This window comes from Aquimarina penaris (assembly GCF_040786285.1).
Taxonomy (GTDB): domain Bacteria; phylum Bacteroidota; class Bacteroidia; order Flavobacteriales; family Flavobacteriaceae; genus Aquimarina.
This window is the reverse complement of sequence record NZ_JBFMKQ010000001.1, coordinates 514,102-527,974: the sequence shown is the minus strand read 5'-3', so window position 1 is coordinate 527,974 and position 13,873 is coordinate 514,102. Positions and strand designations below refer to the sequence as shown.

Genomic DNA, 13,873 nt, shown 5'->3' with positions numbered 1-13,873 from the left:
GATGAACGACTATGAAAAATAGATTAACATATGTTAAGAGGTTGTTAACACTACATTAACAGACTATTGTTAAATTCCTGGCATTTTCAAACTGTAGTCTTTTACCTACAATTATAAGTGTAGAATATGTAAAATTTTAACTAAAATACACAGGATTTGGTAATCTAATTTTGTATTTGATCGATAAAATCTATGTATTTTTCGAATATATGTGCTTAAACCGTAGTTTTAGATGTAGTGTAAATTGAGCACACGTGTATTGGGTAGCGTAACGGTATAAAAAAACCCTGAAACGTATAGGTTTCAGGGTTTTTAAAATTTGATTATGTATTGGTTTTATTACTGAACAATAATATGTTGAGTTTCTGAACCTATTATAAGTACATAAGATCCTTTTTGTAGACCTTGAACATTAATCGTATTGTTTTTAACTGTTCCTTCGTCTACTGTTTGCCCTATTAAATTAACTAATCTATAGTCGTTAGTTTCAAGATTGCTCATTGAAACATGTAGTACTGGGCTATTGTTTAAAGGATTTGGATAAACATCTAAGCGTTTTGCAGAACCAGTAACTGGTGGTCCTTTAGCAATTGCCGTTGTAGCAAAAGCTGTAGTCGTACCACAAGTTCCAAGATTTGTCCATCCAGTTGCAGTTCTTTCGAATAAGCTTCCCTGGTAGGTTACACGATCTCCGGTTTGGTATGATATAGCGCTACTCCATTCAGCAACACCTGCACATATATCTACAGGACCTCCGCCAGTAGTATTGGTAAGAGATACATTATCAATAGCTATATCCGCTTGCCAAGTAGATCCGGTAACTCTGTTAAATCGTAGTTGAACACCACCACCAACATAGGCAGCAAGATCTATACTAGCATTTAACCAAGAGTTTCCTTTGTTACCGGTTTCACTCCAGATAGTGGTCCATGTAGCGCCTTCATCAGTACTAGCGTCTACAGCAATACTTCCCATATCGGTAGCACCATTCATATGATAACTAAATGAGAAACTTGCCTCAGCAAGACCACTAAGATCAAAACAAGGTGAATTTAAAATAGCTTGCTTGTTAGGGAATCCAGTTCCGCTTCCTGAAGCTTCCACAAAAATGTAGTATGATCCTTGAGTTGCACTAGATGGTCCTGTTCCGTTTGAAGGTGTTCCACTAGCATCTACTGTCCAGTTAATATCATCAGCCGTAGATTGTGTCCAGGCTCCTAATGTATTTTCAAATCCTTCGTTATATGGGAAAGCGGTAATACCTGATGTACATCCTGCACCTGTTGTTCCCGCAGTAGTAACATTTAATACTGTGCTCGCAGCAGATTCATTTCCTGCAGCATCTTTTGCAGTTACGCTAAATTGATATGCAGTGCTAGCCGTTAATCCAGTTACATTTGCAGTTGTAGTCGTTGCCGTCCCTAGTAAAGTACTTCCTTGATATACATCATAACCAGTTACACCTACATTATCTGTAGAAGCATTCCAGTTTAGTGTTAAGGTAGTTTCGGTAACGTTAGTCGCTGCTAAACCAGCTGGCACAGTTGGTGCTTGTGTATCTGCCGTTGCACCACCTATAGTAACGGTATAATCTTCAACCTCTCCATATTGGAAAGACTCACAAGATGTTGGTGCTCCATTATATTTCATAGAAACACGCATTCTTGTATTTCCGTCTTTTGCTCCTGTAGGAATGGTAAATGTTCCGCTTACTGGTGTGGTTTGCGTAGGTGCTTGCGTAACTACTTGTTCACCAGCATCGGTAAAGTCTCCATCCTGGTTATAATCAATCCAAACGCCGTATCCTTCGTTGTATTGAGTACCTGTCCAGGTTGGTGTAACAGAGATAGTATAGTCACTTCCTTTAGCTAAACTTGTAGCGATTGATGTAAAATCATTATATCCTCCAGCTCCAGCTCCTGTAGCATTATCAATAGTTTCTAATTGAACACGCCCGATATATTCATCGGCAACACTCTGCCCGTTAGAAGCACAGTATACCAATTGGAATTCTGGAGTGGCAAATGTAGTTGTACTACTGTATGCAGAAGTCGTACCATCAGCACACTTACTTCTTACCTGAACTTCATAAGAAGTTAATTCGGTTAATCCCGTTATGTCTGCTATGTTTTCAGTAACAGCGGTTGTTGTCCAAGTAGAAGTTCCTGCAACTCTATATCTTAGATCATATGTTGCACTAGGAACTTTTGTCCAGTTAATGGTAGCTTTATCATAACTAATATTAGAAGCAGTAACTCCTGTTGGTACAGTAGCATTACAGGTTCCTCTTAATCCAGTAAGGATAAGGGAGAAGTTTTGACTTCCTCCTGTTAGAGAACCTTTATGAGTTACTGTAATAGTGTATGAACCTGTTGCATTTGCAACATCAATTCTTTCATATGGATCTACATTGTTATCACCAGTTCCATTAGTTGTAATTCCTGTTAATCTGTATGGGCTATATGTAGTTGATCCATTAGTTACTCTGATATCTAAATCATTAACTAATACAGGAGTATTAGAGTTGGTAGCAGTTACTACAGTACCTGCTCTATCAGTCCAAGAAATAGAAGCCATTAATGGGTTATTGCCATCAGAATCAACAGTAATGGTATATGTCTGACCACTGGTTAGTGTTAATTCTTCAACTTTAGATTCGCCTCCGTTATCAGAGATTGCTTCGGCAGCAGCTTTAGTATTCATTAATCCCCATCCATAAACAGCATCAGGTCCAGAAGGTCCTGCATCATCTGCAGTATGTAAAGCCACACCTTTTAGTGTTGCAGCTTTCATAAAGTTTCCGTTTATGTTGTTATAATGTTGTTGTAATAACAAAAGAGATCCGGCAACATTTGGTGAAGCCATAGAGGTACCCGTGATACTATTATATGCAGTGTCGCTACTTTCGTATGTTGAGTATACACCCGTACCGTTACCTGTAATATCTGGCTTGATTCTGTAATCATCGGTTGGCCCTTCACTACTAGAACTGTTGATTGATACACTAACAAGAGTACCATCACTATTTACATTGGCATCCTGCGCATTGGCAACAACCAAGTTGTTTTTTGAAGTAGAATGTCCTGTTAATTTATCATATGAAGAGTTACCATCTAGTGGTTGAGCATTATAACTATTCTGGTTACCATCGTTACCAGCGGCAACAACCATTAAGTAAAAGGGAGCATTAAACATTACATTATCCCAGTTACGAGAATCTTCAATATAAGCTCCAAACCATTGGTCTGGCACTTGATCACCTCTAAACCCATAGGAGTGGTTAGAAACTAACATTCCGTCAGCTGCTGCGGTAGTCGCTTCAGCTACGTCATCATTCCATTTGTATCCGTTTACTTTTGCTTGAGGCGCCATTCCTTTGGCATTTGCTTGTACTCCAGAAGCCATAATGGTTCCTGTTACGTGTGCCGCATGGAAATTAAGATCCAATCCGTTTTCGGCAGCAGCATCTTGTATGGTAACACGATTGTTTCCTCCTGGACCATCGTACTCCTGATGCGATGCACGTGCATGACCACCGTCCCATACGTGAGCCGTCATGTTCTGCCCATCTAGGTTTAATCCTAAAGATCCACCTGCATTAAGGTGATTTGCTCTGGTTGATCTGGCAGCAGAGACGTTATATGTAGTAAAGTGGATAGGTTTACCATTAACTACTTTTTGTAGTTCAGATATACTTCCATCTTCATGGATCGTTCTTACTTCCCATCCATTTCTTTTAGCAGCAGCTAATGCAGCTTGCTTTTGAGATACCGATTTTTTAGTAAAATCAGCTTGAAGTTGATTTAGTTGTGAAAGATTACTTTTTTGTTGAATTTTTAACTTGTCCTCGACTTTCTGTGCCGAAAGTCCAGCGGATAAGAGTAGCATTGTTATAAAAACAAAGGTACTCATTTCCTTGGCTGTTTTCCCCGTGAAGCCAATCGTCGAAATAAGGCTTCTGTAGCTTTTTTTCATTTTTGTTGAGTTTGAGTTAGTATTAGTTTAATTTCCTTGAAAGAATATCAAGAAACGGCCAAAACTCTTAAAATATTGTTAGTAAAAAAAACATTTTCGATCAAGTGAAGGAAAAACTCTTTATAAAACCTTAACAGTGGCGTAATGCTTGTTCGGATATTTTTACACGTAAGAAAAAACCTTCTTTGTCGGATTATTAGCGATTGATTTTTCGAAAAAATCGAGGGTTCTCGCCTCATTGTAGTAGGTTTTACCCGGAAGAAAAAAGCCAACATGACCTCCATAATTCGGGATTTCTAAAAAAAGATTCGAATTTTCTTTGGTTTCATCAATTGGATAACACAGATCTCCAAGAAAGGAATCGTTTTTTGCATTAATAATTAAGGTAGGAGTATTTATAGTCTTTAAAAACTGTTTACTGCTACATTGAGTATAATAATCGATCGCATCGATATATCCATGCGCTTTGCTGGTATATAAATCATCGATATCCATAAGAGATGTACAGGCTTTGATATCTGAGATACTTATCTTATCCGGAAAAACGACTTGTCGCTCTAGTAATTTTGCTTTGAGATGTCGTATAAATCGCTTTTCGTAAATAACGTTGTTGGGTTTATTGATGGCTAACAACGAATCATAAAGGTCGCACGGAGCAGAAATGGCAACACCTGCTTTTACATTAGCAGGGATTGATCTTCCTTCTCCTAAATATTTCAGCATAATATTACCTCCCAAACTAAATCCACATATCGAGATCGAGGGATAGTCGTAGGTAGATACAATATGTTTAACAATTTGATCCAGATCATCACTTACTCCGGCATTGTAGGATCGAAATAATCGGTTGACCTCTCCACTACAATTTCTAAGATTAACTGCCGCAGCATCCCAACCCTTTTGATTTAGGTGCCTGGCAAGACCCGTTATGTATTGCCGTTGTGCATTACCCTCGAGACCATGAATGATGATTGCCAGTGTATTGGATTTCTTTTCAGCATAACTCCAATCGATATCAATAAAGTCACCATCTTCTAGCTCAACCCGTTCTCGTTTTTGGTGTATATCTTTAATTTTCCTAAAAATACTAGGATAAATGGTAGAAATGTGACCATTTCTAAATACTCGAGGTGGGGTATATGGGGACGTTATGATTGGCATTACTACAGGATATTATCTTTTGGTGCTATTTTTCCTGTACCAAAATACAATCAAAAATAGACATGCTAAAATCCCTAGTCCTAAAATCCAATATAATCGAGAGTTATCATTAAAGTGCATGGGCGAAGTATCTCCTACCAGATAAAATCCTCCCCAATAAAAAGGATGGGTTCTATTAATATTGGCAGTTTTTAAATACTGTAATTTGGCTTGCTGTAAAGCTTTGCCTTTATTCATACCTGCTTTGAGATTGGTATAAAAATATTTCATCAACTCAGGAGTAGTTCGATCCGATACTTCCCAACTAGTTAATAACAAGCTTTTGGTTCCTGCGTATTGAAAAGCATTTCCTAGGCTCATAACCCCTTCTCCTTTAGCAATTTTACCAGTTCCCGTATTGCAGGCGCTGAGTACCGTAAGCTCTGCAGGGATATCAAGTGCAAATAATTCATAACTATAGAGCAGATTATCTTCAATGGTATCCTTACTTTTGGTGAAGTATAGTTTTGAATTTTCAGGACGTTCATTATCTACCTCTCCATGTAATGCTAAATGCAAAATATTATACTTACTCGCGTTGTTTTTAAAATTAGCTTCTACAGCTTGTGATCCATAATAATATTGTCCATCGATAATATCGGCAATCGCTTTAATTTCTTTACGAGTTCCTGGCAGGTCATCACCTGCATTTCTTAGTGTCGCTAAACGCATGGTATTACTCTCTGTAGTATGAGTACTATCAGAAAAAGAAAAAGCAAGACATTCTTGTAATATTTTAGACTGATCATTTGTTTTGAAAGGCGCAAACAAAAGATTTGCCGAATTAGCATAGGTGATTGCATAATCTTTTAACAAATATGATAAATCTGTTGGATTATTAGAATCATCTTTTTGTGTTAATAATAACTCAAAATTAAGATGCCATAAAGGACCGTCGGGAACAATGATAAGTTCATCACCTATAAACTTGTTTGCAACAGATGCTAAAAGTGTATTATATAGTTGATTCGCTAGTTGTTTATATTCTTGCAAATTTTTGGATGTAATGCTATTGCGAAATTCTTGTACCTTATCTCTGAGTTTGGGAGTAGCCAATTCTTTTACTGAGATATCGTTTTTTGAAATGGTAAATGCATAGAATATACTATCTGCAACGAAAAACTCAAGTAGGGTCTGATTATCTTTTAACTTTTTCTGAATCTCTGGTACGGAGATAATACTGTTTTGATACTTGAGTTGATAATATTTTGGATAATTTTTCTCTAAGAGTTCAGTTAAAGAATCTTGTTTTCTATCAATATCAAATAATTCGTTTTCATATTCTTTGATTTTTGTAGAATCAGTAGAAATACTTGACAACTCATCAGTGATTTGTGACTGGTAGAACGCTCGATTTGTCTTTAGTTTTTTTCCTAGTTCAATTAGTTCTATAGGTAATCCTGCAAATTCTTTGGCATAAGATTCGTTTAATAGTCCTTTTAAGGTATTTGCTTTACTTTTTTCGGCATGGTAAAAGGCTTGTTCTAGATTTCTTATATCCTTTTGGGTTGTATACCATAAAAATTGAGTTAATAGAGCTCCTTCATTAATTTCTTTTATGTTTTTAGAAAATTCTAATTTGTCGTTATGGTCATTAATTTTTTTCACTAATATATCCAAGAACTTTTCTGCCTTCTGATAACAGGAATTACTGGATTTAATATGACTTATACCACCTTCATTTTTATAGATGTTTCTATACACTTTTCCTTTTTTTTCTAAAATAGACACTTCATGTATTAAACTAGAGTATTTGTTTTGTTTATTGGAAGTTATTTCAACAGACTTTATTAGATTTTCTCTTGAAGCCTCATTGTAGTACTCTAGAGCTTTTTTAAATTTTTCTTGTTGAAAAAACAAATTACCTGAAGCTATAAGAGATTCAATTATTGTTGGATTATTTATTCTTCTATATTTTTTTTCGTTTTCGATGGCTTTTTGAAAATAAATCAATGCCTTGTCATATTCCTTTGCATCCTTATATACGAGTCCAATATTGAACATAGCACCAGAAGTATTTCGAATATTTTTTTGAGAGGATGTTTTTAATATATTAATTGCTTTTTGATAGTAGAACAAGGCTTGATCTGTTTTTTGCAAGTTTCGATATGCTGATCCAATATTTATATAAGCAGAAGCAATACTTGGATGATTTGCTCCAAATAATTTTGTTGTAATATCTATGGCTTTTTGATAGTAGAACAAGGCTTGTTCTGTTTTTTGCAAGTTTAGATATACTAATCCTAAATTTATATAGACATCTGATATTTCTGGATGATTTTCACCATAATTTTTAAGTTTGATATCTAATGATTTCTTGTAGTAGGAGGATGCCTTTTCATATTCATATTTATAGTTATGAATATTTCCGATGCTCATAAGAACAATAGAAATGTAAGGTGAGTTCTCATCGACTTGTAATGAAATAATTTTCAAAGCTTTATTATAATATTCTAATGCTTTATCGTTTTCCCCCTTGTTCATTAAAATAGAACCGATGTTATTATAAATAAGACCAATGTGCATATGATTCTCGTCATATATCTTTTTCAGGTACTTTAGAGTTTTTTCGTTATATTCCAAAGCTTTATCTAATTCTCCTTTGCGTCTATATACACTTCCTAGAGAGCTATAACAACGTAATGTGAAATAATTTTCTGATCCAAACTCTTTCAAGCTTGTTTTTAAGGCATTATCAAAATAGTATAAAGATGAATCGAGCTCTATTTTTGTAAGGTATACATTACCTAACTCTATTTTTGTTGTTATATATCTACCAGGATTTTTATCTTTTGTTTTTTCATAAATTTTCAAAGCTTTTTTAAAACTTGTGATAGCATTATCATATTTATTCTCTTTTAATAAAGCCTCTGCTTTATTAAAATATTGCGAAGCAAGTATGGTATCAGTTTCTACTTGCGCAGTAGCAGTATGAAATGAAACTAAAAAAATAAAGATCGATATAAATGGTGCTAAAAAAATGAATTGCAATTGTTTCATAAATCTATTAATGGTGCATGGCAAAGAAACTAAAAATGTTACCATAATAACCAAAGTATTATGTTTTTAGAATTTCTTTGAGTAGAATATGTTGATGAGTAGTGCTAACGTATTAATACAGTATATTATCTTTTGGTATTACTTTTTCAGGCAGGTTTTCTTCATCAAGCATATCGCGCAGATCGATTTCTATGGTTCTGCATAAAGCGGTCATAGGTACATCGTTTACGCGACCTTCAAACGGATCTTCGCTATTGCTTCCAATCTTTTCCATAGTGGTAAATATCCAGGATACTAATACCGATAATGGAATCATTAAAAAGATAAACCAGGGTTGTATATCCTGGTGCATATCCTGAAGTTCAGACTCAAAAACATTCAACATCCCAAAAGGCAGGAGTAATACAAAAATCCAGGTAAAAACGGTGCTAAAATAAGCATATTGCCTGGGGAATGGGGTGTTTTTGATACGTTCACATTTTCCCTGAAGATTATACAATTCTTCAAGAACACCATGAAACAGCTGTTTGTCGAATTCTGTTATTTTTCCTTCATCGCACAGTTTTTTGATATGTAACCCCTGATTTTTTACAATATGCGTAGCGGTATTTTTTCTTTGCAATAATTCAATATATTCTTCATCAGAAACAAAATCTCTGGTTGCATCACAAGCAGGTTTTTGTTCTCCGTGTTTTTTGAATAAACGCTCTACTGCAGCATTTTCTTTGAGACTAAACGAAGTAGGTTGTCTTAATTGAATACGTAACGCATTGATCCATGCGACATGTCTATGAATTAAAATACTTTTGGTTTGTTGATCGTCCTTAACCAGGCTTAGCACCTGGTTAGCCCAAGTACGCGAATAATTGACAATACCTCCCCATATTTTGCGAGCTTCCCAAAAACGATCATAACTCTGGCTATTTTTAAAGCCAATATAAAAAGCGACAGCGATACCAATTACCGTTAGAGGTTGAAAAGGAATATCAATAAAAGTCCATTCTAAGAAGTAGTAGAGCGAGAAAATCCCTGCCGTATAAATAAGAAAGAAAAAAACATTTTTCCAGGCATACCGAAGAATAAGTCCCCAGCCAATATTTCGTTTGATGTACATGCGTAATTTTTGTTCTAAAATAAGAAGACTATAGAGGTTTTCAAAACCTTATGAATTTTATTCGAAAATTTTTCGCGACCAACTCAAGTTGTTGATTATGTGAAAAATAAAGTAGATAAGAGTATTCGTTAACGTATTATTCATAAATATTTATTATGCTAATCATTATAAATATAAATAAAAATATATGAATAAGTATCCGCACATTTGTACGCGGTTTACATAAAATTTTACGTAAAAAAATATAAGCCAATAGTTCAACTCAAAAAAATGTTATCAATGAGAAGTATTAATAATTTCTTGCTAATAGTATTAACTGCATTCCCTTTCTTTTTGTCTTCACTACATGACTACTTGTTTATGGATAAGCTAGTACTATGTGCCGTTATCGTGCTTTGTACTTCCATTTTCAAAAATTTGGATACAAACGATAAGCATAAAAGGGTATATGTAAAAAAGAAAATTCAATAATCAATTATTAAAATTCAAAAATTATGACACTTACAGATCAAAAAATCAAATTACTCGACGGAACCTTTAGTCCATCTGAAGCTTCAGACATTTTAAACACATTTATCGACAAGAAAATTAATTTCCATAAGCTGCAAAGACTAAGCATTATTGAGCAAAATTGCAATGATGAGACGCCAGATTTATATAAAAGGATGAATGAACTGATCAAGGCAAAAGAATCTTTTAAAGAAATAATTTTGGAAGCCAAAAAAGAAGGGTTAGAACTACAGATTGAAAGTGATATCCACATTACGTTAATTAAAAATTAGCACAAATTACGTGTTCATTAACTTCAAAATCTGAGATACTATTTTATGGATTTACATTTATTAGTAGATAATCTTACAAACCCGGCACTATTATTTTTTTTCCTTGGAATCATAGCTGTGCGATTAAAAAGTGATTTAGAAATCCCTGAAAGTTCTTCAAAATTTATTTCTTTCTATTTACTATTGTCTATCGGTTTTAAAGGTGGGCAAGAGTTATCGCATAGCGAGTTTAGTGCAGAGATCTTTTGGTCACTTGGATTTGGAGTCTTTCTAGCATTGATTGTACCGGTATATACATTCTTTATATTAAGGCAAAAATATAACATCTCTGATTCGGGTGCGATTGCTGCATCCTATGGCTCAGTAAGTGCGGTGACTTTTGTTACCGCACTTTCATTTTTAGAGATAGAGCAAATCCCATTTGGCGGTCACATGGTGGCTGTAATGGCTATTATGGAAGCTCCTTCGATCATGGTAGGTGTTCTTTTAATGTCTATACTAAATAAGAATACCAACGATGCCATCCCTATAGGAAAAGTTTTGAAACATGCCTTAACTAATGGGAGTGTACTATTAATTATAGGTAGTCTTGTTGTTGGGTTTCTCGCCAGTGAACAACAAGCAGAGGGTATTAAACCATTTACAACCGATATTTTTAAAGGTTTTCTAGCAGTCTTTCTTCTTGATATGGGAATAACCAGTGGAAAGAAAATATCCTCATTCTTAAAAAAAGGGTGGTTTGCAACGGTGTTTTCTATCGTAATTCCGCTTGTTAATGGTATAGCGGTTGCCATTATTAGTACCATGTTTATCGAAAGTGTCGGAAATAGGTTCTTATTGTCAATTCTTGCGGCTAGTGCTTCTTATATAGCGGTTCCTGCGGCAATGAGATTGGCAGCTCCAAAAGCTAACCCAGGGCTGTATGTTCCTATGGCACTGGCTGTTACTTTTCCCTTTAATATTACGGTAGGACTGCCTCTTTATCTGTGTATAGTACAAATTGTTTAAATAGCATCGTAAGAAATGGTTATGGATCACTCTGCATATTGAAAATTGCAGAAAATTTAGTTGTGGTTTAGAATTTGAAACTTGTGCCTAATGATCTGTTCTTTATTTTCTTCGACATAGTTTAGAAAGGCTTCGGCCACAGGAGAGAACTTTTTGTTCTTTAACCATATTAAATTCCAAATTGATTTTATAGGAAAACCTTGTACTGGTATTATTTGTAAGCGACCGGCTTCAAGATCATTACGAATACCAATAAGTGGCATTATCGAGTATCCCAATCCGGCGATTACGGCTTGTTTTACGGCTTCATTAGAGGTAAGTTCCATATTTTTTCTAACCGGAATATTGTTTTGTTCTATGTATTTTTCCATCGTATGTCTTGTTCCGGATCCCTGCTCTCTATAAATCAATGGAAGTTTTGCGAATATGGATTTATTATATTTCTTCTTTGTGAAATTTTCTGATTTATTCCCGACCAAAAACAGTTGGTTTTCCATGAGTTTTGTTTTTTCTACCTGTAGTTGTTTGGGCAATACAGAAACTAATGAAAAATCTACATTATTTTTTTCTAAACTATGTATAACACGTGCTTTGTTGGTTACATCAAGAACTAAATCAACACCTTCATGTTGTTTAATAAAATCAGATAAGAAATAGGGGATGATGTATTTTCCGGTAGAGACTACAGAGATCTTTAGTACCCCGGATAGTTGGCCTTGATAGGCGGTTGTTTTATAGGTTATTTGATTTACTTCATCAATTATTTTTTGAGCGGCAAGGGCAATTTCTTTACCAAAGTCTGTAATGTATAGTTTTCTTCCAATAACTTCTGTTAGTGGAATAGGAAATTGATCCTGAAAATTTTTAAGCTGAATCGAAACGGCGGGTTGTGTTAAATGCAATTCTTCAGAAGCTTTTGTTATGCTCTCTTTCTCGGCGATTTTGAGGAAAATCTGTAATTGATGCAATGTGTAATTCATAAATTTATTTTATGTAAATGATTACAAATATAAATAAAAATATATGAAAATTTTTCTATAATATTGTGTATCAATAAATAAAAACATAAAAAATAAAGATGATTGTATAACCGTAAGTAAAGAAGATATGAAAAAGATCCTAAGTAGTATAATAGTAATAATGTTTGTGTATGGAAGTAGTAGTGCAAATGTGCTAGAAACTTTGGATCCTCTATTTTTACATACAACCGAGAAACCATTAAGATATTGTGCCTCATTATCTTTTGAGAATCTAAATAATTCTAAAGATTTATGCGAAGTAGATCTTAATAGAAACACAACCTTTGTCGTTTTCGACGATTACACCTATCACGAATGTAATTCGTATAGAATTATCTCTTATTTATCTCATAACCTAGAATATCTACATAAGGATATCGAAAATGAAGACATTATTAGACTCAATAAAGCATTAGATAAGATTAATGAAATGATTTGTAATGAGTTTTCTGTAAGAGAATTGGTACAGTCAAAAACATCGGATACCTCCAACATTTCATATCATGATCATTGGGATATGAATATCAAAAACCTTCAAAAAGTAAAGATGGAGAAAAACTTTTTCCCAATAGATGCGAATGATTTTGAAGGCTTTGGGATACGGTTAAAAATATAAAGAGGCCTTAGATTAATTAGGTCTAAGAAAAGTTATATAAAAGGATTAAGTAGAGGGCTGCAGTTTTCTCCACTGCAGTATACTTAATGTGATGCTTTCATAGTTGATTGATTGATAAGAGGTTGTCTTATTCGACAACCTCTTTTTTTAGAACATATTAGATATTGTGTTATGTTGTTCTATGAATTATATCTGTAAAGGTTTTTATAGAAACATTCCGCCAGAAGCTTCTATGCGTTGTCCATTAACCCATCGAGCGTCTTCACTGGCCAGAAATGCAACTACACCACCTATATCTTCTGCTACTCCAACTCTTCCTAGCGCAGTAACTGATGATAATATTTTCTCTAATTCTGGGTTGTTTTCTAATGCATCTTTATTCAAATCCGTATTAATCGCACCAGGAGCTACAACATTGGCTGTGATTTGTCGAGGACCTAATTCTTTTGCTAAATATCTTGTAAAAGCTTCGATACCGGCTTTCATAGAAGCATAGGCACCATACCCTGGAAGACTAAATCGTGCTAATCCTGTAGAAACGTTAATAATTCTTCCGCCATCATTTAGTAATTCGAGTGCTTTTTGTGTAAGAAAGAAAGGTCCTTTTAATTGAATATTCATCAGATTGTCAAAAGTAGTTTCTGAAGTTTCAGCCACCATCTCATGTGCAATAATACCAGCATTATTTACCAAAATGTCAAATTTTGATACATTCCAATGCTGTTCTAAAGTGGTTTTTACTTCGGTAAAAAATGAATCAAAAATTGAAGCATTACCTACATTTAATTGAAAAGCTACTGCTTTTTGTCCCAAGGCTTCGATTTGTTTCACGGTTTCATCGGCTTGTGTTTTGTTTGAATTATAGGTAACCAAAATATCGGCTCCCTGTTGGGCTAATCTAATTGCCATTTCTTTTCCTAGTCCGCGGCTACTTCCTGTAACCAATGCGATTTTGTTTTCTAAAGTTTTCATGTTTTATTTTTTTATTGTCAGGTCGAGTGCCGATTGAAATGAGGTGTATCGAGACCTTATTTTTATCAGACAACTTCTCGATACTATTTCTCCCAAGGTCGAAATCACTCGAAGTGACGGGTTGAACAATTATTACACTGCAAATATCATCCAGAAATCAAGGCGCATAAAGGCACATTTTTTAGGA

At 34.6% G+C, this 13,873-nt stretch carries 9 protein-coding genes; 3 read left to right on the top strand and 6 right to left on the bottom strand.

What is annotated here, in order from left to right; genetic code table 11:
- Positions 1–339: 339 nt before the first annotated feature.
- The 4 genes from ABW637_RS02085 to ABW637_RS02070 form a co-directional block, all read right to left on the bottom strand.
- Complete coding sequence (locus ABW637_RS02085; RefSeq protein ID WP_367582972.1) at positions 340–3,975, bottom strand: S8 family serine peptidase; 3,636 nt, start codon at positions 3,973–3,975, stop codon at positions 340–342.
- Positions 3,976–4,137: 162 nt separating this feature from the next.
- Positions 4,138–5,136, bottom strand: a complete 999-nt coding sequence (locus tag ABW637_RS02080; protein WP_367582971.1) for a YheT family hydrolase — start codon at positions 5,134–5,136, stop codon at positions 4,138–4,140.
- Positions 5,137–5,148: 12 nt separating this feature from the next.
- The gene (locus ABW637_RS02075) at positions 5,149–8,175 is read right to left on the bottom strand and encodes a CHAT domain-containing protein (protein ID WP_367582970.1); all 3,027 of its coding nucleotides are present in this window, start codon (positions 8,173–8,175) and stop codon (positions 5,149–5,151) included.
- Positions 8,176–8,287: 112 nt separating this feature from the next.
- The gene (locus tag ABW637_RS02070; protein ID WP_367582969.1) at positions 8,288–9,289 is read right to left on the bottom strand and encodes a bestrophin family protein; all 1,002 of its coding nucleotides are present in this window, start codon (positions 9,287–9,289) and stop codon (positions 8,288–8,290) included.
- Positions 9,290–9,783: 494 nt separating this feature from the next.
- On the opposite strand from ABW637_RS02070, the gene ABW637_RS02065 reads away from it, so the two are divergent.
- Positions 9,784–10,071, top strand: a complete 288-nt coding sequence (locus ABW637_RS02065) for a hypothetical protein (protein WP_367582968.1) — start codon at positions 9,784–9,786, stop codon at positions 10,069–10,071.
- Between the two features lie 45 nt (positions 10,072–10,116).
- A complete protein-coding gene (locus ABW637_RS02060; RefSeq protein WP_367582967.1) occupies positions 10,117–11,079 on the top strand; it encodes a sodium-dependent bicarbonate transport family permease in 963 nt (320 codons plus the stop codon).
- A gap of 56 nt (positions 11,080–11,135) precedes the next feature.
- Here the strand turns inward: ABW637_RS02060 and ABW637_RS02055 are convergent, their stop codons facing one another.
- Positions 11,136–12,059, bottom strand: coding sequence for a LysR family transcriptional regulator (locus ABW637_RS02055; protein ID WP_367582966.1), 924 nt, complete (start codon positions 12,057–12,059; stop codon positions 11,136–11,138).
- A gap of 127 nt (positions 12,060–12,186) precedes the next feature.
- On the opposite strand from ABW637_RS02055, the gene ABW637_RS02050 reads away from it, so the two are divergent.
- The gene (locus ABW637_RS02050) at positions 12,187–12,714 is read left to right on the top strand and encodes a hypothetical protein (protein WP_367582965.1); all 528 of its coding nucleotides are present in this window, start codon (positions 12,187–12,189) and stop codon (positions 12,712–12,714) included.
- Between the two features lie 204 nt (positions 12,715–12,918).
- Here ABW637_RS02050 and ABW637_RS02045 read toward each other — a convergent pair whose 3' ends face one another.
- The gene (locus tag ABW637_RS02045) at positions 12,919–13,686 is read right to left on the bottom strand and encodes an SDR family oxidoreductase (RefSeq protein ID WP_367582964.1); all 768 of its coding nucleotides are present in this window, start codon (positions 13,684–13,686) and stop codon (positions 12,919–12,921) included.
- Positions 13,687–13,873 lie beyond the last annotated feature (187 nt).

Coding starts and splice junctions, on each gene's coding strand:
- ABW637_RS02085 (WP_367582972.1), bottom strand. CDS start 3,975: ATGAAAAAAAGCTACAGAAGCCTTATTTCGACGATTGGCTTCACGGGG.
- ABW637_RS02080 (WP_367582971.1), bottom strand. CDS start 5,136: ATGCCAATCATAACGTCCCCATATACCCCACCTCGAGTATTTAGAAAT.
- ABW637_RS02075 (WP_367582970.1), bottom strand. CDS start 8,175: ATGAAACAATTGCAATTCATTTTTTTAGCACCATTTATATCGATCTTT.
- ABW637_RS02070 (WP_367582969.1), bottom strand. CDS start 9,289: ATGTACATCAAACGAAATATTGGCTGGGGACTTATTCTTCGGTATGCC.
- ABW637_RS02065 (WP_367582968.1), top strand. CDS start 9,784: ATGACACTTACAGATCAAAAAATCAAATTACTCGACGGAACCTTTAGT.
- ABW637_RS02060 (WP_367582967.1), top strand. CDS start 10,117: ATGGATTTACATTTATTAGTAGATAATCTTACAAACCCGGCACTATTA.
- ABW637_RS02055 (WP_367582966.1), bottom strand. CDS start 12,059: ATGAATTACACATTGCATCAATTACAGATTTTCCTCAAAATCGCCGAG.
- ABW637_RS02050 (WP_367582965.1), top strand. CDS start 12,187: ATGAAAAAGATCCTAAGTAGTATAATAGTAATAATGTTTGTGTATGGA.
- ABW637_RS02045 (WP_367582964.1), bottom strand. CDS start 13,686: ATGAAAACTTTAGAAAACAAAATCGCATTGGTTACAGGAAGTAGCCGC.